This window comes from Acetobacter suratthaniensis, assembly GCF_017377745.1.
GTDB lineage: Bacteria > Pseudomonadota > Alphaproteobacteria > Acetobacterales > Acetobacteraceae > Acetobacter > Acetobacter suratthaniensis.
This window is the reverse complement of the sequence record NZ_JAFVMG010000021.1, coordinates 1-20,377: the sequence shown is the minus strand read 5'-3', so window position 1 is coordinate 20,377 and position 20,377 is coordinate 1. Positions and strand designations below refer to the sequence as shown.

The 20,377-nt window shown below is 59.6% G+C and carries 22 protein-coding genes, 1 tRNA gene and 1 pseudogene; 11 read left to right on the top strand and 13 right to left on the bottom strand.

Annotation, left to right across the window (positions count from 1 at the left end):
• Positions 1-45: 45 nt before the first annotated feature.
• From J2D75_RS13215 to J2D75_RS13195, 6 genes and pseudogenes are all read right to left on the bottom strand, one after another.
• Entirely contained in the window at positions 46-1,401 is a 1,356-nt protein-coding gene (locus J2D75_RS13215; protein ID WP_207855285.1) for a site-specific integrase, read from the bottom strand.
• A 3-nt stretch (positions 1,402-1,404) separates the two neighbouring features.
• Positions 1,405-1,566 (bottom strand): annotated as a pseudogene (locus J2D75_RS14705) (DUF6538 domain-containing protein); the annotation flags it as partial.
• A gap of 102 nt (positions 1,567-1,668) precedes the next feature.
• Positions 1,669-1,759: transfer RNA gene (locus J2D75_RS13210), tRNA-Ser, on the bottom strand.
• 86 nt (positions 1,760-1,845) lie between these two features.
• Positions 1,846-2,511, bottom strand: coding sequence for a phosphoribosylanthranilate isomerase (locus J2D75_RS13205; protein WP_207855284.1), 666 nt, complete (start codon positions 2,509-2,511; stop codon positions 1,846-1,848).
• Between the two features lies 1 nt (position 2,512).
• A complete protein-coding gene (pyrF, locus tag J2D75_RS13200) occupies positions 2,513-3,226 on the bottom strand; it encodes an orotidine-5'-phosphate decarboxylase (RefSeq protein WP_207855283.1) in 714 nt (237 codons plus the stop codon).
• Positions 3,219-3,575 carry a LapA family protein gene (locus J2D75_RS13195; protein WP_207855282.1) on the bottom strand — a complete coding sequence of 119 codons (357 nt, stop codon included), beginning with the start codon at positions 3,573-3,575 and terminating at the stop codon, positions 3,219-3,221. Before J2D75_RS13195 ends, pyrF begins: the two co-directional genes overlap by 8 nt.
• A gap of 248 nt (positions 3,576-3,823) precedes the next feature.
• On the opposite strand from J2D75_RS13195, the gene pdxA reads away from it, so the two are divergent.
• The 7 genes from pdxA to J2D75_RS13160 all read left to right on the top strand — a co-directional run bounded on the left by pdxA (position 3,824) and on the right by J2D75_RS13160 (position 9,706).
• A complete protein-coding gene (gene pdxA / locus J2D75_RS13190) occupies positions 3,824-4,813 on the top strand; it encodes a 4-hydroxythreonine-4-phosphate dehydrogenase PdxA (RefSeq protein WP_207855289.1) in 990 nt (329 codons plus the stop codon).
• The gene (locus J2D75_RS13185; RefSeq protein WP_207855281.1) at positions 4,810-5,544 is read left to right on the top strand and encodes a pyridoxine 5'-phosphate synthase; all 735 of its coding nucleotides are present in this window, start codon (positions 4,810-4,812) and stop codon (positions 5,542-5,544) included. The genes pdxA and J2D75_RS13185 overlap by 4 nt, the downstream gene beginning before the upstream one ends.
• A 2-nt stretch (positions 5,545-5,546) precedes the next feature.
• Entirely contained in the window at positions 5,547-5,954 is a 408-nt protein-coding gene (locus J2D75_RS13180) for a hypothetical protein (protein ID WP_207855280.1), read from the top strand.
• Between the two features lie 7 nt (positions 5,955-5,961).
• Positions 5,962-7,125 (top strand): anhydro-N-acetylmuramic acid kinase, encoded by a 1,164-nt coding sequence (locus J2D75_RS13175; RefSeq protein ID WP_207855279.1) that lies wholly within the window; start codon positions 5,962-5,964, stop codon positions 7,123-7,125.
• Positions 7,126-7,176: 51 nt separating this feature from the next.
• Positions 7,177-7,686 (top strand): hypothetical protein, encoded by a 510-nt coding sequence (locus tag J2D75_RS13170; protein ID WP_207855278.1) that lies wholly within the window; start codon positions 7,177-7,179, stop codon positions 7,684-7,686.
• A gap of 371 nt (positions 7,687-8,057) precedes the next feature.
• Positions 8,058-8,237 (top strand): DUF3311 domain-containing protein, encoded by a 180-nt coding sequence (locus J2D75_RS13165; protein ID WP_207855288.1) that lies wholly within the window; start codon positions 8,058-8,060, stop codon positions 8,235-8,237.
• Positions 8,234-9,706: a sodium:solute symporter family protein gene (locus J2D75_RS13160; protein ID WP_207855277.1), complete on the top strand. Its 1,473-nt coding sequence runs from the start codon at positions 8,234-8,236 to the stop codon at positions 9,704-9,706. The genes J2D75_RS13165 and J2D75_RS13160 overlap by 4 nt, the downstream gene beginning before the upstream one ends.
• Before the next feature lie 88 nt (positions 9,707-9,794).
• Here the strand turns inward: J2D75_RS13160 and J2D75_RS13155 are convergent, their stop codons facing one another.
• The 5 genes from J2D75_RS13155 to J2D75_RS13135 all read right to left on the bottom strand — a co-directional run bounded on the left by J2D75_RS13155 (position 9,795) and on the right by J2D75_RS13135 (position 13,710).
• Positions 9,795-10,106 (bottom strand): hypothetical protein, encoded by a 312-nt coding sequence (locus tag J2D75_RS13155; RefSeq protein ID WP_207855276.1) that lies wholly within the window; start codon positions 10,104-10,106, stop codon positions 9,795-9,797.
• Positions 10,107-10,209: 103 nt separating this feature from the next.
• Positions 10,210-10,392, bottom strand: a complete 183-nt coding sequence (locus J2D75_RS13150; protein WP_207855275.1) for a hypothetical protein — start codon at positions 10,390-10,392, stop codon at positions 10,210-10,212.
• Positions 10,393-10,539: 147 nt separating this feature from the next.
• Entirely contained in the window at positions 10,540-11,673 is a 1,134-nt protein-coding gene (locus tag J2D75_RS13145; RefSeq protein ID WP_207855287.1) for an acetoin dehydrogenase dihydrolipoyllysine-residue acetyltransferase subunit, read from the bottom strand.
• Positions 11,673-12,701 (bottom strand): alpha-ketoacid dehydrogenase subunit beta, encoded by a 1,029-nt coding sequence (locus tag J2D75_RS13140; protein ID WP_207855274.1) that lies wholly within the window; start codon positions 12,699-12,701, stop codon positions 11,673-11,675. Before J2D75_RS13140 ends, J2D75_RS13145 begins: the two co-directional genes overlap by 1 nt.
• Before the next feature lie 43 nt (positions 12,702-12,744).
• A complete protein-coding gene (locus J2D75_RS13135) occupies positions 12,745-13,710 on the bottom strand; it encodes a thiamine pyrophosphate-dependent dehydrogenase E1 component subunit alpha (RefSeq protein ID WP_207855273.1) in 966 nt (321 codons plus the stop codon).
• A 253-nt stretch (positions 13,711-13,963) separates the two neighbouring features.
• Here J2D75_RS13135 and J2D75_RS13130 point away from each other — a divergent pair, with 253 nt between their 5' ends.
• Positions 13,964-14,959 (top strand): helix-turn-helix domain-containing protein, encoded by a 996-nt coding sequence (locus J2D75_RS13130; RefSeq protein ID WP_243428761.1) that lies wholly within the window; start codon positions 13,964-13,966, stop codon positions 14,957-14,959.
• A gap of 19 nt (positions 14,960-14,978) precedes the next feature.
• Here J2D75_RS13130 and J2D75_RS13125 read toward each other — a convergent pair whose 3' ends face one another.
• Complete coding sequence (locus J2D75_RS13125) at positions 14,979-15,467, bottom strand: PACE efflux transporter (RefSeq protein WP_243428760.1); 489 nt, start codon at positions 15,465-15,467, stop codon at positions 14,979-14,981.
• A 90-nt stretch (positions 15,468-15,557) separates the two neighbouring features.
• Between J2D75_RS13125 and J2D75_RS13120 the strand changes: the two genes are divergently transcribed.
• From J2D75_RS13120 to J2D75_RS13110, 3 genes are all read left to right on the top strand, one after another.
• Positions 15,558-16,478, top strand: a complete 921-nt coding sequence (locus J2D75_RS13120; protein WP_207855271.1) for a LysR family transcriptional regulator — start codon at positions 15,558-15,560, stop codon at positions 16,476-16,478.
• Positions 16,479-16,609: 131 nt separating this feature from the next.
• A complete protein-coding gene (locus tag J2D75_RS13115; RefSeq protein ID WP_207855270.1) occupies positions 16,610-18,130 on the top strand; it encodes an aldehyde dehydrogenase family protein in 1,521 nt (506 codons plus the stop codon).
• Positions 18,131-18,215: 85 nt separating this feature from the next.
• Positions 18,216-19,499 (top strand): NAD(P)/FAD-dependent oxidoreductase, encoded by a 1,284-nt coding sequence (locus J2D75_RS13110; RefSeq protein ID WP_207855269.1) that lies wholly within the window; start codon positions 18,216-18,218, stop codon positions 19,497-19,499.
• Positions 19,500-19,511: 12 nt separating this feature from the next.
• Here J2D75_RS13110 and J2D75_RS13105 read toward each other — a convergent pair whose 3' ends face one another.
• Complete coding sequence (locus tag J2D75_RS13105; RefSeq protein ID WP_243428759.1) at positions 19,512-20,168, bottom strand: TetR family transcriptional regulator; 657 nt, start codon at positions 20,166-20,168, stop codon at positions 19,512-19,514.
• Positions 20,169-20,377 lie beyond the last annotated feature (209 nt).

The window sequence follows — 20,377 nt, the reverse complement described above, 5'->3', positions numbered from 1 at the left end:
GTAAGGTAAAATTTAGGCGTTGAACGCTAAAAATCAAGAACTGCACTACCAGAGGAATGTCCCATTCCGGTCAGCCAGATGGTCAAGGAAGACAGGGTATTTCACCTTGTCCATAAACAGTTTAGCTTCTTCATATGAGAGGTTGGAACCATAGCCAGACCCTACCTCTCCCGTCTCATGCCCAAAAATGCGATTTACAATTTCTGGATGTAAGCCGGACGTCCGGAGAACCTGCCGGAAGGTATGTCTGAAGGAATACAAGACCAACGCTTTATCGGTATATCCTACCTGTCGGAGATAACGATTCCCACGTTTGGACCACGCATCCACAGAAATGACACCAGTGGGGCTTTCCACAAGACTCCGGCCTTTGGCTTTCTGTCTTTTAGCCCATTCCAGAAATCCAACCTGTTGCAGTTGGGGAAGGACAGGAAACAGACGGGGGCTGTTCTGGGTCTTGGTGCCAGACTTCCGCAAATCGATGCAGGGAATATCTTTCAGGTAATAGAGGTCAGACGATGCGTAAGCAATTTCAGCATCTCGCGCACCTGTCAGGGCCATAATCATCATAAACCAGAAATCATGATCCCTGTGTCTATAATTCCCTGGTGAAGCTCGCATGGTCGAAGACTTGCTTCCAAGGAACAGAGGCGTGTTGAAGAATCGCTTCAATTCATCAGAGGTGAAAGCCCTGCGAATATCCTCCTGACGTAGCTGTTTTTCCTCCAGGGTTCTTCCGCGACCTTTGACATCAGCAAAGCCCCTGTCCGCAACATACCCACAGGACACAGCCCAAGCCATGAAGGTGCGGATTTCTGACATCTGACGTTCAATAGTTTTCGTCTTGCGAACCTGTCCATCCCGACCTGGAGTGTCGCGCAGATGGTCTGCATAGCGTTTCACGTCAGCCTTGGTCATATCCCGCATGGGTTTGCGACCAATGACAGCAAGCACCTGCTTCATCGTGGTGTTATAGGCTGAGATGGTTTTTCTGCTGTAGCCGGGATGGTCCCGAAAAAATTCTTCAACAAGGTCCGGCCATGGTGTCATGGAATAGGTGTCTGATTCTGCTGTTTCCTCAGTCACAGAAGCAACAGGAGCAGGACTTGCCACACCACCAAGTTTGATGGCTCTTTCCAGCCCTTCGGTAACACCTTTGCTGTGTGCTTCCTGCCATGCGTCAGTCAGGATTGTCAGGTGTTCCAGATGTTCCCTGTCTTTGCGAACGTCATGTTCCAGCAGGCCAATGCGGGCTTTCATCCACTCAGCAACAGCCTTGATGTCATTTTCCGGTAGCTGGCTGATTTCCTCCTGATGACGTGTCAGGAAGTCTTTCAGATCAGAAGCCGTAATCTGTTCATCTCTGTAGGCTGTAATGGCTTGAGCGAGCTTCTGACGCATGTCGTTCCAGATATTTGACAGTGTAGCGACCAGAGCTACAGCCCTGTTTCTGGCTGTCATTCTATCATGGGTTTTCAGAGTCCGGACAAAATGTTGCCCAAGGACAGGTCTGAGGTCAGCAGGACCCCTCAACCGGAGATACCAGTTTTGGTGTCTTCGAAGCATGTAGGGAGTAGCCAAAATCTTTGTCGCCTCTGTAACACATGACTGTATCACACAGCGGGAAGCCAAAAATTTTTTGCTGTAAAATCAACCACTTAAGTGGGGTGGCGGAGAGAGAGGGATTCGAACCCTCGGTACGCTATTAACGTACACACGCTTTCCAAGCGTGCGCCTTAAGCCGCTCGGCCATCTCTCCAGCGCGAGAGAGGTAATAGCAAGATTACGGCGGCAGGCAAGAGGGAAAGCGCCTGCCGGGACGTTTTTTTGATATTTCTTCGGCTTTTATGGTGCGCCAGCGCTTCGGGCATGGGCGATAAAGCGCGCAATCGCCTCAGGGTCCTTGATCCCGGGGGCCTGTTCCACGCCGGATGAGACATCCACCGCCGGTGCCCGCGTTGTGCGGATAGCCTGTTCGACGGTCTCCACATTCAGTCCACCAGCCAGCATCCAGTTATAAGAGGGCTGCCAGTCTTGCAGCAGTGACCAGTCAAGGCGCTGGGCATTGCCGCCCGGTCGTGTGGCTGTTTTGGGCGGGCGTGGTTCGATCAGAATACGCTCGACCGGGCAGGTGGCGGGCAGGTCGGCCTGTGTGGCGACCGGGCGGGAAAGCCAGACAGGCAGGCCAAAACGTTGCCGGATAAACCGGGCGCGTTCATCGGTGGCATAAATCTGTAGAATATCGAGAGGGACATGCCGCAGGGTGTTTTCTATGAGGGCGTCATCCGGCTCTACAAACAGGCCGACACGCTCAGGCCCGCCAACCGTGCGGCGGGACAGGGTGGCTGCCTGTTCAGGCGTGACAAACCGGGGTGAGCGTTCAAAAAAAACAAACCCGATCCAGTCCGCACCGTGTGTCACGCAGGCGTCAAAGCCTGCGGGTTCTGTCAGCCCGCAGATTTTTACGCCAACAGGCGTATGCGCGTAGTTATTCTGCGGGGGGCGGCTCATGTCAGCCCGCCAGTTCAGCCGCAATAGCCGCTGCTGCTGCTGCGGGGTCTGCCGCGCGGGTAATGGGGCGGCCCACAACAATCCAGTCCGCCCCGGCGTCACGCGCCTGAGCGGGGGTCATAATCCGTTTCTGGTCGCCCTGATCGCTCCCGGCGGGGCGGATGCCGGGCGTAACCAGCACGGGTTTTGCCCCCAGTTCCTGACGCAGCAGCCCCAGCTCATGCGCGGAGCAGACCAGACCATCCATGCCGGAGTCCATCGCCAGCGCACCAAGCCGGAGCACTTGGTCGCGCGTGCCACCGCTGACACCGGTTTCAGCAAGCCCGGCATCATCAAGGCTGGTCAGAACCGTTACAGCCAGCAGTTCGGGGCGGGCGTCCGCCGGAAAAGCCTCGTCGCAGGCCGCGCGGGCGGCCTGCATCATGGCGCGGCCACCGCTGGCATGGAGCGTCAGCAGGCGCGGGCGCAGGCGGGATAGCGAGCGCACGGCTGATGCCACGGTATTGGGAATGTCGTGCAGCTTCAGGTCAAGAAACAGCGGTTGGGTGCCTGCAACCTCAGAGACCGCATCGAACCCTGCTGCATAGGCGAATTCCAGCCCCAGTTTGATCATGTCCACATGGCCACCCAGTTCCGCGGCCCATTGCCGGGCTTGTGTGGTGTCCTGTGTATCCAGCGCCACGATGAGTTTTGTAGAGCGCGGCGTATCAGACATGGGGGTTCCGTTCGTTTTCCAGTTCGGGGAGGGGGCTATGCGGTGTGCCTGCCAGCGTGGGCTCCATGCGCATGGGCATGGCCAGTGCCGCCTGTGCCTGGGCAAGCTGGGTTTCGAGTTCGCGTACATGCTGCTCGGCCTTGCGGGCACGGCGGCGCTGGCGCAGTTCGACTACCCACAGGCAGAACGCGCCCAGCAGGAAGGCAATGCACGCCACGCTGAGTGCGAGCACGCCCGCAGAGGTTTTCCAGCTATAGGTGAGCAGCCACATGTCCAGCGGGTCCTGATTACTGGCGGTGAACGCCACGAGAACCAGCAGGAACGGCACAACAAGTATCAACCTGATCATGGAGTTCTGGTAGCCTTATCGCCCGGAAAGAACAAACGGAAAGAACAGATGGGCCTTCCCGTTCGTTCCGTTGCGCCCACACTATCAGTTCCATGCTGGCATGGGGCAGAAAATGCACCAGTCAGTTGTCGCCTGTTCCAGCAGGCCGGAGCGGGCGGCACCTTTACGGCCTGATGTTTCTGGGGTTTTGTGGCCCGAACGTCAATCTGTCCCGCCTGTTGGCGGTGGCCTTTCATGCGGACCCTGAAATGCTGGTTCTGACACAGGGCGACCCTGCGGGGATTGCGCCGGAAATTACCGCAAAAGCCTGGCACGCCCTGCGTGAGCAGGGGCCTGCCTTTGTCTGGGTAGGAGACCCCGCCCTGCTGGAGGGGCTGGTGCCGCTGCGCATTGTGCACGACCTGGCGCAGGCGGCCTGTGTGTTTGCGCAGGCTCTGCCGGTTCTGCCCCTGTCTCTTGCGGTGCCAGCCGTGCCCGGTCAGCCAGACCGGCGCAATGCGGCCACCATACTCGAGAGTATCCGCCGGGCGGTCTTGCTTGTGCAACAGGGGGCGGCGGATGCGGTGGTAACCAACCCTATCAGCAAGGATGTGGTGCAGGGGCCGGATTTTACACATCCGGGCCATACCAGTTTTCTGGCTGAACTCTGCGGGGCGGAAGGGCGCGAAGTCATGATGCTGGCCGGGCCGTCGTTGCGGGTGGTGCCTGTGACCGTGCATGTCGCACTCCGCAAGGCTATCGAGCAGTTGACGGCGGAGCGTATTGTCGAGACAGCCCGCACGGTGGCCGCCGGGCTTGAGCGGGATTTCGGGCTGGAGCATGCACCCCGTCTGGCTGTGGCGGGGTTGAACCCCCACGCGGGTGAAAATGGCCTGATGGGGGATGAGGAACTGCGGATTATTATCCCCGCAATCGAAACCCTGCGGGCTGAGGGCTATGACGTCGCTGGCCCCATGCCGCCAGACACCCTGTTTACCCCTCAGGCGCGTGCCGGGTACGATGTGGCCCTGTGCATGTATCATGATCAGGGCCTTATCCCGCTTAAGACACTGGATATGGCGCAGGGCGTGAATGTAACGCTGGGCCTGCCTATTGTCCGCACCTCGCCCGATCATGGCACCGCTTTTGACAGGGCAGGGCAAAACAGGGCAGACCCGACCAGCCTCGTATGCGCCCTGCAACTGGCGGGCAGGCTGGTACGGAACAGGCAGACGGCAGAGGGAAGGAAGACGGCATGACAGCGGCAATACGGCTGGGGGTCAATATTGATCATGTCGCCACGGTGCGTAACGCGCGCGGCGGCGCTTATCCTGATCCGGTAGAGGCCGCGCGTCTGGCCGTGCAGGCCGGAGCGGACGGCATTACCGCGCATCTGCGTGAAGATCGTCGCCATATCCGCGATGCCGATCTGCGCCGCCTGCGGCATGACCTGAGCGCGCCGCTCAATATGGAAATGGCGGCTACGGATGAAATGCTGGCCATTGCCCTCGATCTGCTGCCCCATGCCTGCTGCATCGTGCCTGAACGGCGCGAGGAACTGACAACCGAAGGCGGGCTGGACGTGGCGGGGCATGAGGCGGCTCTGGCCGTTCCCGTGCGCAAGCTGGCCGCTGCTGGCGTGCGGGTGTCCTTGTTTGTTGATCCTGCCCCCGCGCAGATTGAAGCCGCCGCGCGTATGGGCGCACAGGTGGTGGAGTTGCATACCGGGGCGTATGCCGAGGGCCGCGCGGGAGAGCTTGAGCGCCTGCAGGCTGCTGCCCGGCAGGCGCTGGCCCTTGGGCTGGAAGTACATGCAGGGCATGGCCTGACATATGAGAATGTTGGCCCTGTTGCCGCCATTGCGGGGCTGAGAGAATTGAATATCGGCCATTTTCTGATCGGTCAGGCCATATTCGACGGTCTGGCGGCTGTGGTGGTGGAAATGAAACGCCGTATCGCCCTTGGCGCGGCGGCGGGGTTGGGCGCGTAAGCATGACACAGGATCATAACCAAGCCCCATCCGAATACCGTACACCGCGTGCGTTGCTGGCTGCGGTGATTGGCATGGGTGTGCTGATTGTTGTGGGTACGGCTTTTCTGATCGGGGTTATCATGCACCGCATGAACGGCGGCGGCCACCATGCGCCGCCCGGCGTGCCGCTGGTTGAGGCGCCATCCGCTCCAGCCATCAGCAAGGTGCCGTCGCTTGCCACAGGGCCTGAGGTGCCGCCGGTACACCTGCCTCTGGGGGAGGGGGAGCACCTTTTGGGCTTAACCCGTGTGCAGGACGGTCTGGTGGCCCTGCATGTGTCTGGCCCGCATGGCGATAGGGTTGTGTTGTGGCAGGTCGGTTCCGGGCAGGTGCGACCGGCGTTGGATACCGCCGTACCCGCACCTTGATGCGGGCATGAGTGCTTCCGTGCAGGGTGGGCGCCCGGTGAATGTTATCGGGCTGATGAGTGGCACATCGTTGGACGGGGTGGATGCCGCCCTGCTGCGTACCGATGGAGAGCGGGTTCTGGCGCACGGGCCTGCCCTGACACAGCCATACCCGCCAGAGCTACGCGCCCGCCTGCGTGCGCTGCTTGACCGCGCCCCGACCCTGACCGCCACCGATCCGGCGCTGATTGAAGCGACACGCGCACTCACCCTCGCGCATGGTGAGGCCGTGCAACAGCTTCGCGCACTGGCCCCGGCTATGCCTGCGGAGCTTATCGGTTTTCACGGGCAGACCATCCTGCACGCGCCAGCAAGCCTTGCCGCAGGGCAGGCCGGGCGCACATGGCAGATTGGCGATGCCGCCCTGTTATCCACCCTGACAGACCTGCCCGTTATCCATGATTTTCGGAGCGCGGATGTTGCCGCCGGAGGGGAGGGCGCACCACTGGTGCCTTTGTACCATGCCGCCCTTCTGGCTGGGCAGGCCCGGCCTGTAGCCGTGCTTAATCTGGGCGGGGTCGCCAATATGACCCTTGTGCAGTCAAATGGCGCAGTGCTGGCCTGTGATACCGGGCCGGGTAACGCCCTGCTTGATGACTGGGCCATGCGCCATACAGGACGGCCGTTTGATCAGGATGGAGCACTGGCCCGGAAGGGGCGAGTGGTGTCCACCGTGCTGGAGGCCATGCTGGCGCACCCGTTTTTTGCGCGGCCTGCTCCCAAATCGCTCGATCGGCTGAGTTTTCACGCGGCTTTGGCCTTGCTGGAAGGGCTGGGGCCAGAGGATGGCGCGGCGACCCTGACAGCCCTGAGCGCACAGGCCGTGGCCCGAACACCGTTGCCCGAACAGCCAGCCGTCTGGTTTGTCTGCGGTGGCGGGCGGCATAATCCAGCGCTGATGCACGCACTGGCGGCTGCTCTGCCCGCCCCTGTGCGGCCCGTGGAGGCGCTGGGCTGGAAAGGCGATGCGCTGGAGGCTGAGTGCTTTGGCTTTCTGGCTGTGCGTAGCCTGCGCGGCTTGCCGCTTTCCCTGCCCGCTACAACGGGCGTGCCTGCCCCGCAGAGAGGAGGCCGCCTGACCTGCGGCGGCATTACTCCTTATGCTCACACCGCCCTGCCGTTTACGCCGTAACATGAAACCGCTACCGAATAGGCGGACCGAATCAAGAGAAGGAACTGCCACATGAAACGTTTCCTGGCCCTGTGCGCCATCCTGCCCGGACTGGGCGTCTTTGGCACCGCCGGTCTTGGTTTGGTTACGACTGCCTCGGGCCAGACGGTCGTGGATGGCAGCATGCCCAAGGCGCCTACACCGTTTGTCTCCTCCTCGCTCAAGGCGCTAGTCAGTCGTGCGCAGGACAAGCATGCTGCGGTGCGCCACCTGAGCGTGCATGAAACGGTAGAAAAAAAGCAGGTTCTGTGCGGCGAAGTCAGCACCGACCCGGCTTCTCCGCCATCGGAGGGCAGCTTCATGCAGTTTGGTGCGCTTGAAGGCAGCGATGGCCCGATTGTGTTTGAAGGTCGCGATATTCCCGCAGCCCTTGATTTCCGTGAGGTCAACCAGTGGATCAACTATGGCGCGGACATGGAGGATCTGGAGGAAATGGGGTGTGCGCCCGAAGGGAGCTATCGCGCTTATAGCGATAAGCTGAACAAGGTGCTTCAGCACCGCAAGGTTGACGGTCTCCGCTGATCTGAACCGGCTCGCCTTGTGCGAGCCAGCCCCCACCGGGGGCGCATGGGCCTGCGTTGCGCCTTAGCGGGGAGAGCGAATCCACTCCCCGCCGGTCGATTGCGTGATCTGGGCCTGTAACCTACCGAAAATAATGATGAACAAGCCGCTCTGCGGGTTCTGTATCATCGGGCTGCAAGCCTTGGAAAACCGCCCTTTTTTGGGTGTGTCCTCTCACATTGCTGTTATAACAGGACATAACTGGGATGCAAAAGCAACAAAGCTTGCATGTCTGTCGTAAAATGCAGCGAGCGTGATTGACAGAAGACGGTGTGTTGCGTCATTCCTCTCCTGTCACGCACGAAAAAAACAAAAAGAAGCGATTTTTTGTAATGAAATATCTCAACCTGCTGCTGTTGCTGCCCTTTGTGGGGCTGCTGTGGATGCCGCTCTACGACAGGGCCGACCCGGTTCTGTTCGGCTTTCCCTTTTTCTATTGGTACCAGTTCGCCTGGGTGCCGGTGACGTCGGTCATCATTTGGATCGTCTGGAAAAAAGGGCATGACGCATGAGCGACATTAATCCGTGGGCGCTTGGCGTCTTTATCGTCTTTTTTGCCGCAACCATCATCATCGGTTCATCCATTCAGGTTATCCGCCGCCTGCTCCGCAGCCATAGCCATGGCAGCAACGCGCAGGAGGAATGGGGGCTGGGTGGCCGTGGGTTCGGCCCGTGGGTTACGTGGTTTCTGGTAGGGGGTGACTTTTACACCGCCTATACCGTTATTGCGGTGCCTGCATTGGTGTACGCAGTAGGGGCTTATGGCTTCTTTGCCCTGCCGTACACGATTATTGTGTACCCGTTCATTTTTCTGGTCATGCCCAAACTGTGGAAAATCGCCCATGATGGCGGCCATTCCACGGCGGCGGACATTGTGCGTGCGCGCTTTAACAGCCGCCCGCTGGAAGTGATCGTGGCGCTGACAGGCCTTGTCGCGGTTATGCCGTATATCGCGCTGCAGCTTATCGGTATCCGTACCGTTGTGCAGTCGCTTGGCCTGCCGGGCGACCTGCCGCTGATTATCGCCTTCCTGTCGCTGGCGGCCTATACGTGGATGGGTGGCCTGCACGCTCCCGCGCTGACAGCCTTCATCAAGGATATCATGATCTATATCGCGGTTCTGGTGGCGGTTACGGTCATTCCCATGCACACGGGTGGTTATGCGGCACTGTTCTCCAATGTCGCTCCGCATGAAGCGGTGCTGAAGGCGGGGCAGGGTCTGCCTTATGCCACGCTGGCGCTGTCTTCGGCTCTTGCGGCGTTCCTGTACCCGCATACGCTTACGGGCATTCTGGCCTCCCGTTCGGCTGATACGATCCGCCAGAATGCGGTTTACCTGCCGGTTTACACCATTGTGCTCGGTCTGATCGCGATGCTGGGCTACATGGCGCATGCAGCGGGTATCGTGACCACCAACAACTCGCTTGTTGTGCCTATGCTGTTCCAGAAGGTGTTTCCTGCATGGTTTGCCGGTTTCTGTCTGGCGGCTATTGCTGTGGGTGCTCTGGTGCCTGCCGCTGTGATGGCAATTGGTGCGGCCAATCTGGTTACCAGCAACCTGCTGCCTGCCCAGTCCAACCCGGTTATGGCCAGCCGGATCACGGCCTTTATTGTTAAGGTGGGGGCGCTGCTGTGCGTGCTGTTCCTGAACGCCAAGTTCGCCATTGATCTGCAGCTTCTGGGCGGCGTTATCATTCTGCAGACCTTCCCGGCCCTTATTCTGGGGCTGACACGCCTGCGCCTGTCTACAGCATCCATGCTGACAGGTTGGGTTGTTGGTTCCGTAGTCGGGCTGGGGCTGTGCTGGATGGATGGTCTCAAGCCCATTCACCCCATCAACTTCGGGTTTGTTTCGGGCAATGTTTCCACCGGGCTGTTGTCGCTTGGCGTGAATATTGTGGTGGTGCTGGCCATTTCCCTGCTGCGGCCGGGGCGGGTGCATGCCCCTGTTGCTCAGGCTGTTTCGAGCGAGGCCGCCTGAGACAGCCACCATACCCGCAAGGGTTTGTTATAAAAAAAGGGGGGAAGCTCAGGCTTCCCCCCTTTTTTATCGAATGTGTCAGGTTTGCTCAGAACGGAGAGCGGGTCAGATCCTGAACGGCGTTTTTGGTGTTGTTGATACGGTCTTTCTCGGCGCTGACCTTGTTCTGCACCTTGTCGCGTTCGGTGGTGTATTTGGAACGCTCCTGCTCAACCCGCTTGGTGACATTGCCCGTTGCGGTATTGACGCTGTTGCGAGCCGAGGTTTCAGCGCTGTTCTTGGCTGAATTCAGGGCATTCTGGCCAATTTCGCTAGCGGAGGGCAGGAGCTGGGCGTTGGCATCCGCCACGACGAGACCAGAAGCTGCAATGATGAGCGAAGCTACGATAAAGCGTTTCATAAAATAGGAACTCCTTGTGATGTCAGGGGGTTGTAACGCCAGAAAAGGGCATTGGTGTGGCCCTGTAAAGGCGCTTTCCCCTTTCTTTGTGGCATGGCGGTTATTACCAGCGCGGTGGCGGCGGCCTGTTCCAGTCACCACCGCCACCGGGTGGGTGCTGCTGCCAAGCTCCGGGCGGCGGCCCGCGATCATCGTGCCAGTGCCGGTGGTGGTCTCGTGGCCCACCATAGCAGCCCGAAAGAAGCAGCATGGCGAAGGCAAGGGGAATGAAGGATACGTGTTTCATGAGAGAGCCTCCTGTTGAATAAGCACACCATATAAAACAGGCAGGAAAGGGACGCTTTTCGGGCAGGGGAGCCCAAAATGGAGCAGGCCCGCCCGGCTTCCCTGAGCGGGAGCGGGACGGGCCTGAGCCGGGAGCCAGAGAGGGTGTTCAGGGCGTGTCGTGCAGCACGCTTACGAGCAGGTCATTGACCTGTGTTGCTTTTTCCATCTGCGGCATGTGGCCTGTCTGCGGCAGGAGCGTGACAGGTATGGAAGCAGGCAGACCCTGTGCGGCTGCGGGTGACAGGATTTGGTCGGCCTCGCCCCAGATCACCTGAACCGGGCCGCTGAATGAGGCCAGAACATCGCGCAGGGCATCTTTTTGCTGGCCGTTGGGGAAGCAGGCCGCAGCAATGGTTTCAAGCCCCTGCCTAGCGCCATCGAGGCGTTTGAAACGGATGATCCCTTCCACCATGTTGCGGGTAATCAGCGAAGGATCGTTAACCAGCAGCGCCAGCACGGGTTCAAGCGTTTTACGTCGGTCGGCGGTAATAAAGCCTTCGATAAACGCCATATTGATGTCTGGCCCAAGCCCGGCGGGGGCAATCAGGCCGAGCGAGGCCACCCTGTCTGGGTGGGTGCGGGCCAGTTCCAGCGCAATGGCGCCGCCCAGTGAGTGCCCCACCACGTGGGCGCGCGCGATACCCAGCGTTTCAAGCAGGCGTGCGGTGATGGCGGCAAGGGCCGCTGGCGTGCCATCGCCCACCTGTTTGGTGGAGCCGCCATGCCCCGGCAGGTCGAAGGCGATAACCCGGCGCTGTGCTGCCAGCACATCCTGATTAAGCAGCCAGTTCGTCAAATCGCCGCCAAAGCCGTGGATCAGCAGAACAGGCAGCCCGTTGCCCTGTCCCATGTCCTGCACCTGCAGGCTCAGCCCGTCCACATCGACCAGAACAGGTCGGGCGGGTGCGGCATCCGCATCACCCTGCGTGTCGGAATCGCTGAACGCGCTCTGGAACTGCTCGATAAACGCATCAATTTCCGCGTCACTCGTGCCGCCTTCGGCCAGTACGCCAATCAGGGCGCCTACAGGCAGGGTTTCACCTTCTGCCGCAACCTGTCGGCGCAGCACGCCCGAAGCCGGGCTTTCATACCCGTTGGTAATTTTGCTGGTTTCGATATCCGCAATTTCCTGCCCGGCCGAAACCGTGCTGCCGGGGGCGACAGACCACCCGGCCAGTTTACCTTCGGTCATGGCCAGACCGAATTTGGGCATGGTGATGGGAGTGATAACAGACATGATCAGGCCTCCTGCCGGGCTTTGTACCCCATGACGGAGCGGACAGCCGCTTCGATCCGTCCGACATCGGGCAGGTAAAGTTTTTCGAGAACGGTGGCGAAAGGCACGGGGGTATGCGGCGGCGTAACCCGGCGGATCGGAGCCTTGAGGGCATCGAACGCCTCTTCCGCCACAAGGGCCGCGACATCGGTGGCCATGTTGCAGCGCGGGCTGGACTCATCAACAATAACAAGCCGTCCCGTATCGGCCACACAGTCCAGAATGGTGGCGCTATCCAGCGGCGAGGTTGTGCGCGGGTCTATGACCGTGCAGGAAATGCCGTCTTTTGCCAGCCGATCCGCCGCTTCGTTGGCAAAGCCGACCATGCGGCCAAAGGCCACAAGGGTGACGTCGTTCCCCTCACGCGTCAGGTTGGCCTCGCCAAAGGGGATGGTGTAGGCCTCGTCGGGCACTTCTTCCTCATCATCATACATGACCTTGTTTTCAAGGAAGATGACCGGATCATCATCGCGGATGGCCTCGATCAGCAGACCTTTTGCTTCGTAAGGAGAGGACGGCACCACCACTTTCAGCCCCGGAATATGGGTGAAGATGGGGTAAAGCGCCTGACTGTGCTGGGCGGCGGCGTTAAAGCCCGCGCCATACATGGCCCGGATAACCAGTGGCGTGCGCGCCTTGCCCCCGAACATGTAGCGGAACTTGGCCGCCTGATTCATGATCTGATCCAGACAGCAGCCGACAAAATCCACAAACATCAGCTCGGCCACCGGGCGCAGGCCCGTGGCTGCCGCCCCTGCCGCCGCCCCGATATAGGAGGCTTCGGTAATGGGGGTGTCCAGCACGCGTTCAGGGCCGAACTCGGTGTAAAGACCTTTGGTTACACCGAGCACGCCGCCCCATGCGTCCGTTACGCCGGACGAGCCGCCCTGACCGCCAGCCACGTCCTCGCCCATCAGGATTACGCGCGGGTCGCGCCGCATTTCCTGCCGCAGGGCTTCGTTGATCGCCTGCCGAAAGCTCTTTTTTGACATTGGACTGTTCCTGTTTTTCTAAAAACTGTTTTATTCGGTGGGATCAGTACGAAACGTACACATCGCGCATCAGGTCTTCCTGTTCGGGCAGGGGGGCTGCTTTGGCGGCCTGTACGGCGGCCTCAATCCGGGTGCGTACAGCGCTGTCGATATCGTCCAGACTGGCGCCTTCGAGCAGGCCTGCCCCCGTGGTGCGCGTGCGGAAAGCACTGAGGCAATCGTGGTCTTTGCGGGCCTGCGCCACTTCATCGCTAGCGCGATAGGACATGGCATCCCCTTCGAAATGGCCGTACCAGCGGGCCAGATGCACATGCAGCATCACGGGCCCCTTGCCCGAACGGGCATGGGCTATGGCTTCTCCCGCTGTTTCGTAAACGGCAAAAAAGTCCGAGCCATCGCACTCGAAATACGGCATGCCAAACCCGGCTGCCCGGTCTTTCTGGGTGCCTGCACAGGCGTAGGATGCGCCGGTGGCCTCGCCGTAGCCGTTGTCCTCGCATACGAACACGGCGGGCAGCTTCCACACACTGGCCAGATTCAGGCTTTCAAGTGTGGTACCTTCATTGGAGGCGCCATCGCCATAAAATGCTACGGCAACGCCATCGGTCTTCAGCAGCTTGTGCGACAGGGCCGCCCCACAGATCAGCGGAGGCCCGCCGCCTACAATACCATTGGCCCCCAGCATGCCCCGCGCCAGATCGGCAATATGCATGGAACCACCCTTGCCCCGGCACACGCCGGTACTGCGACCGTAGATTTCGGCCATCATGCCTTCAACGTCCACGCCCTTGGCAATGCAGTGGCCATGCCCGCGATGTGTGCTGGCGATGGTGTCGCTTTCTCCCAGATGGGCGCAAACGCCTACGGCCGAGGCTTCCTCGCCGCAATAGAGGTGGACAAAGCCGGGAATTTCTCCCGTGGCGAATTCAGTATGCAGCCGTTCCTCGAACTCGCGGATTGTCCGCATCGAACGATAGGAGTGCAAAAGAATGTCCCGTGCGATCTGCATGGTGTTGTCTCCGGCCTGCCATCTTGCGATGGATCAAGAAAAGGGCTGGCGGAGCAATCGGTGTTTTTAAAAAATGCCTGTATTGCACCGCCGTGTCCGCAAAGGGAACATCTTGCCCGCAGGGCGGTAAAGGCATTGCGGCACGGACGTAACAGGGATGTGACGCGTCGTGGGCTTATTTGTCGCTGTTATGACACATATAAGGAAGTAGAATGATATAACAACGTGAATGAGGCAGGAAAGGCCGCGCAGCATGACCCGTGTTACCGTGTCTGATAGTCAACTGGCGGTATTATCCCCCCGGTTGCGCCCATCATGGCTACGCTGTGTCAATGACTACAGTCTGCCTGCCAGCGCCATTTCTCTCGATACCCTGCTGTGTGCTGCCGAACTGCGTCAGGCGCGGGCGCGTATGGGGGTGACCATGCGGATATGCGATCCTGAGCTGGATCGCTTGCAGGCTATTGTGTCCACGCTGGATTACAATGTGCTGCTGGCCGACCCGCAGGGTATTGTGGTGGCGCATAGGGGCGATGCCCCGCAGGAAAAAGGGTGCCGCCGTTGGCACCTATGGTCAGGCGCGAACTGGAACGAGGCGCGTGTTGGCACGAACGGTATCGGCACATGCCTTATTGAACAGGTGCCTGTTACGGTGCATCGAGAGCAGCACTGGAGCATGGACCTGCGCTACCTGAGCTGTTCCGCCGTGCCGTTTTATGGGCCGGACGGGCAACTGGCAGGTGCGCTGGACGCGAGCTCAACCCGGCCGGACCCATCCGAGCGGATCAGCACCATGATGGAAGCCGTGCTGATTGACGCGGCGCGCCGTCTGGAGCGGCGCAGCTTTCTGGAGGCGTTCCGCGCGCAGACTGTTATCCTGATGGGAGAAGGCTCGGGTATTTCTTTGCCCATGGTGGCGCTGGATGACTCGCGCGCCATTGTGGGGGCAACTTTTGCGGCCCGCCGCCTGCCGGGGTTGGGGGATCTGGAAAATCACCCCGTATGCTTTGATCTTGGCTCGGAAGCCGCGTTATCTCCCGGTTTTGAGGAGGCCGAACGCGGCGTTGTGCAAGGCGCACTGGCCATGTGTCAGGGCCGGGTTACAGCGGCGGCCAGTCTGCTGGGGATCAGTCGCTCTACCCTGCATCGCAAGATCAAGGCGATGGGCGGACGGAATAATCTGGCCCATATGACGGCCCGGGCGGCCCTGCAGGCACAGGAGCGGCGTGTTTCAGCCGTACTGCCATAGGCTACCCGGCGGCGCGTTTTCAGGCCTTGCAGAGTGTGGGCGTGGAGACAGGCAGAGGAAAGAGGTGGTCGTACGCCAGGTTGAACAAAAACGCGTAAACCAGATAAAACCCGGCCAGTGACAGCGTAAGCGGCAACGATGCCAGAATGGACAGACCGCAATAAGCCGCAATGGCGGGCAGGAGAAAGACCTGCAACCCGGCTTCAAACCCAATAGTATGGATAACGCGTGTCAGCGTTGTTTTATGGGTGGTGCCGTGCCAGCGCAGCATGATGTGGTCGAACAGCAGGTTGTAGAAGAAATTCCATGTCGTGGCGGTTATGGCGCTGCCGATACCGATAACGCCCATCGCACTTTCATGCAGGCCAAACAGAGTGCTGCCACAGGGAATGACAATGGACAGGGCCACCAGTTCGAACAGCAGCACATGACGCAGGCGGTCGGCACCGGTACGCAGGCCGTGGCTGGTTTTTTCTGTAGGAGCCGGAGCGGAGGGGGCAGGTTTCATGGTGTATTGACGCCGTTTCGTGTTGACATGGGCGCAACCTATCTTTTTCTCTGGGTTTACAAAGATAGAAACCATCTGGAAAACAGATAGATGAATGTCTCGCTCGAACAGCTTGAAGCCTTTGTTGCCACTGTGGAGAGCGGCTCCTTTTCGGCTGCGGCCCGCCATCTGGGGCGAGCACAGTCTGCTGTCAGCACGCATGTGGCCAATCTGGAAATTGATCTGGGGGTCACGCTGTTCAGTCGTAGCGGGCGGTTGCCGCAACTGACCACAGAGGGCGAGCGACTCCTGCGTGAGGCACGGGTGGTGCTTGAACGGCGCGAACACCTGATAGGGGTTGCCCGCTCCATGGGAGATGGGGTTGAAAGCCGTCTGGTGGTGGCGCTGGACGAACTCTACCCAGAATATGCGCTCGGCCCAATTTTTTCTGAATTTTCCAAGGTTTTCCCTCATGTTGAGGTCGAACTGCTTTTTCCCCTCATGGAGGATGTCGGGCATCTGGTGCTTGAAGGCACGGCCCAGCTTGGCGTGATGTGGCAGCAAAGCCGTATGTCGCCTGACCTGTCGTTCAGGACAATCGGGCGGACGCAATTGTTGTTGGTGTGCGGGCGCGATCATCCGCTGGCGCAGGGCGGGCCGGTTTCATGGGAAGATCTCAAACGCTATCGCCAGATTCTGGTGGCCACACGCGGGCAGGAGCGCGAGCGACAGCATTTGCGGGTTGCGGGTGAGGTCTGGTGGGTGGAAAGTCACTGGGTCATTCTGGAAATGGTCAAGCACGGGGTCGGGTGGGCTTTTGTGTCCGATCATGTGCTGGCATCATCAACCACGGCACCGGATATTGTGACGCCGGAACTGGCATTTGATGCCGGAGGGCGGCAGGTGCCGATGGCGGTGGTATGGCACCGCAAGCGCCAGAGCGGTATGGCTATGGACTGGCTGAAAACGCGCCTGTGCGACAGGCTGGTGCTGGAACGATCGCCCCCGGTAAGAGCCTTGGAGGACATTTAAAAAAATGACACTCAGTGCCAAAATTCACATTGATGTGATGATATTGGCGATTGTCTGCTCAGGTTTGACTGTATATCACCGTATATGAACAACAGGCCTGATTTAGTCCTGTTTCCCCCGTCAGATTATCCATGCAATGGAGCCTGTCCGTGTCCGTAACTCAAGAACCTCCCTTTAAATCCCGTTATGAAAACTACATCGGTGGTGAGTGGCGTGCGCCCGTAAAAGGGGCCTACATGAAAAACACCACCCCGATTGACGGGCGCGTGTTGTGTGAAGTGCCTCAGTCCACGGCTGAAGATATCGAGCTGGCGCTGGATGCCGCGCATAAGGCGTTCAAAAGCTGGGCCCATACGTCCGTAGCTGAGCGCTCCGCGATTCTGCTCAAGGCGGCTGACCGGATGGAAGCCAATCTGGACCTGCTGGCCCGGGCCGAGACATGGGATAACGGCAAGCCCGTGCGCGAAACGCTGGCTGCCGATATTCCTCTGGCGATCGACCATTTCCGCTATTTCGCAGGGTGCCTGCGTGCGCAGGAAGGCACGCTTAGCGAAATTACCGATACCACCATCGCGTATCATTTCCACGAGCCGCTGGGTGTGGTGGGGCAGATCATTCCGTGGAACTTCCCGCTGCTGATGGGGTCATGGAAGCTGGCGCCAGCTCTGGCGGCAGGCAACTGCGTGGTAATGAAGCCCGCCGAAACCACGCCCGCCAGCATGCTTGTGCTGATGGAACTGATTGGTGATCTGTTCCCGCCGGGCACGCTCAATATCGTAAACGGTCTGGGCCGCGATGTGGGGGCTGCTCTGTCCACCAGCCCGCGTATTGCCAAGATCGCCTTTACCGGCTCCACCCCCACGGGCAAGATGATTGCCCACGCGGCGGCTGAAAACCTGATCCCGGCCACGCTGGAGCTGGGTGGCAAGTCCCCCAACATCTTCTTTGCCGACATCATGGATCATGATGATGATTATCTGGATAAGGCGATTGAAGGCTTTACCATGTTCGCCCTCAATCAGGGGCAGATCTGTTCCTGTCCGAGCCGCGCACTGGTGCATGAATCCATCTACGACCGGTTTATCGAGCGGGTTCTGCCGCGTGTGAAGGCTATCCAGCAGGGCAACCCGCTTGATCCTGAAACCATGATGGGCGCCCAGAACTCCGTTATGCAGCAGGAGAAAATTCTCGAATATATTGCCATCGGTAAGGAAGAAGGGGCCGAGCTGCTGGTAGGCGGTGGTAAGCCTGATCTTGCAGGCAGCCTGAACAACGGTTGTTTTGTGCAGCCGACCGTGTTCCGTGGCCATAACAAGATGCGTATCTTCCAGGAAGAAATCTTCGGGCCGGTTCTGGCGGTTACGACCTTCAAAACCGAGGAAGAAGCACTGGCCATTGCCAATGACACGCCGTTCGGCCTGGGTTCGGGCGTGTGGTCGCGTAACGCCAACACATGTTACCGTATGGGACGCGGTCTTGAGGCTGGGCGTGTGTGGATCAACTGCTATCATGTCTACCCGGCTCACGCCGCCTTTGGCGGCTACAAGAAGTCTGGTATCGGACGTGAGACACACAAAATGGTGCTCGAACATTATCAGCAGACAAAAAACCTGCTGGTTAGCTACGGCGAAAAGAAGCTCGGCTTCTTCTGAGCTGCATCATGGCGGGTGGGGAGGAGCGTGCCCCACCCGCCATGCCCTCTGGACTCTGCCCCTTGAACGGAATTTGTAACAGGCTATGGCGACAAAATCAGAAATCCTCATTGTTGGTGGTGGTGTCGCGGGGTTGGCGCTGGCAACCCGGCTGGGAGAAACGCTCGGTAAACGCGGCGAGGCCCGCATTACCCTGATAGACAAGAGCTTCTCCCATGTCTGGAAGCCCATGCTGCACTGTTTTGCAGCGGGCACGGTCCAGAATGAGAATAATCGTATCAGCTTCATGTCGCAGGCCAGCCGACACTATTTCGATTTCTGGCCCGGCGAGGTCATTGCCGTTGATCGCCAGAACCGCAAGGCCGTGCTCGGCCCAGTTCAGTCAACGGATGGCACGGTGGTGCTGGAAGAGCGCACGGTGGAATACGATGCGCTGGTGCTCGCCATCGGAAGCTGCGCCAATGACTTCGGCACGCCAGGGGTTGCGGAGCATTGCCTGTTTATCGACAATCTGGTCGAGGCGAACGGGTTTAACGAAAAATTCCGCCTTGAGCTGCTCAAGGCGTTTGCCGCCAACAAGGAGCTGGACATCGCCATTGTCGGGGGCGGTGCTACAGGTACCCAGCTTGCGGCCGAACTGCACAAGGCGCTGGATCTCGTGCGCCTGTATTCCTTCGAGCGGAATCCGCCGCGGCTCAAGATAACCCTGCTGGAAGCGGGTGCGCGCATTCTGCCTGCGTTCCCTGAGCAGGTGTCGGAGGCAGCCCGCAAGCAGCTTGAACATATCAAGGTGGAAGTGCGCACGGGTGCGCAGGTTTCCGGAGCTGATGCGGGTGGCTTCATGCTCAAGGATGGAAGCTACGTTCCCGCTACGCTGCGTGTCTGGGCTGCTGGCGTGAAAGCGCCTACGGTGACAACCCGTTTCGGCGGGCTGAGCCTCAACCGCTCGGGTCAGGTCATTGTGCAGCCCAATCTGCGCTCGGTGGATGACGAGCGTATTTTCGCTATGGGTGACTGCTCGTTCATTAGCGACGAACCGCTGCCCCCCACGGCGCAGGTTGCCCGGCAGCAGGCGCACCACCTCGCGCGCCACCTGCCTGCACTCATCCGCAATGGAACGGATGTGCCGAACTGCGTCTTCCGCAACAAAGGGGCTATTGTTGCTCTGGGCGATTATAATGGTTGGGGTACCCTGCCGGGGGGGACGGTTTTCGGCGGTGGTATGCTCAAGGGGCTGAGTGCACGCATCGGGCATCTGATGCTCTATCGTCAGCATCAGGTAGAGCTGTACGGATTGTATCGCGGGCTTCTGTCCTGTCTGGCAGACTGGATTGACGCTCTGGTTAAACCCTCGATCCGTCTGGACTGAGGGGGCGCACGCTCACGGAGCGTGCAAAATACTGGCTTGCAGGGTCATGACCTTGCGCATGATCGGTACCAGTGGCTGGCGGCCCTTGAGGCGTATCCATTCATCAATGGCGGTGCGAAACGCCGCAATGCCTGAACGGGCCGCCACGCGGGCGGCCAGCATGCTGTCGGGCTGGTCAGTCAGGTGGTGCGAAAGAGCATCGGCCAGACTGTCCTCCCACTGCGCGTATTTGCGCAGGCTGACAGGCAGGAGTGCTGGTGTGCGTTCAATCAGATAAACAAACGCATAGGCTTCGGGCGGTGTCTGCGCCATGTGCGGCACCACGGCTTCCAGTGCAGAACACAGCATTGCCTGCGGACTGGTGCCTGATGGGCACCCGGCCACATGGGCGCGTAAGACATCTGTCATCTGCTGTGTCCAAGCCGTGACGATATCTGCCTTGGTGGGAAAATAACGAAATAACGTGCGCCGCGAGACCCCCGCCACCTGAGCGATCTCGTCGGTGGTCGTTTCTTCAAAGCCTTTCGTGGCCAGTAGGGTCATAGCCGCACTGACAAGGGCTTCGTGTGTTTCCTGCCTGCGGGCCTCCCGCCGGGACAGGGGCGCACCCTCTCCCTGTCCTTCTATGAGAGAGGAAGGCGTATGCGGATGGGAAGAAGATAGGGGCAACGGCCTCGCGCTCCAGATACAGGATGAATGCGGACAGTTATGGAGAGGCATCTGCCTTGTCTGCCCGGATGGCTACATAAGTAGGGGAATAGACGCCTGAGCGCTGCCCCGAAGCCTGATTGTGTACCTGATCGCCCGGCATATGGGAATCCCGGCCCGATTCCACTGTTCGGGGGGCGCGCTAGAATCGGTCAGCAAGGCTCTATCAT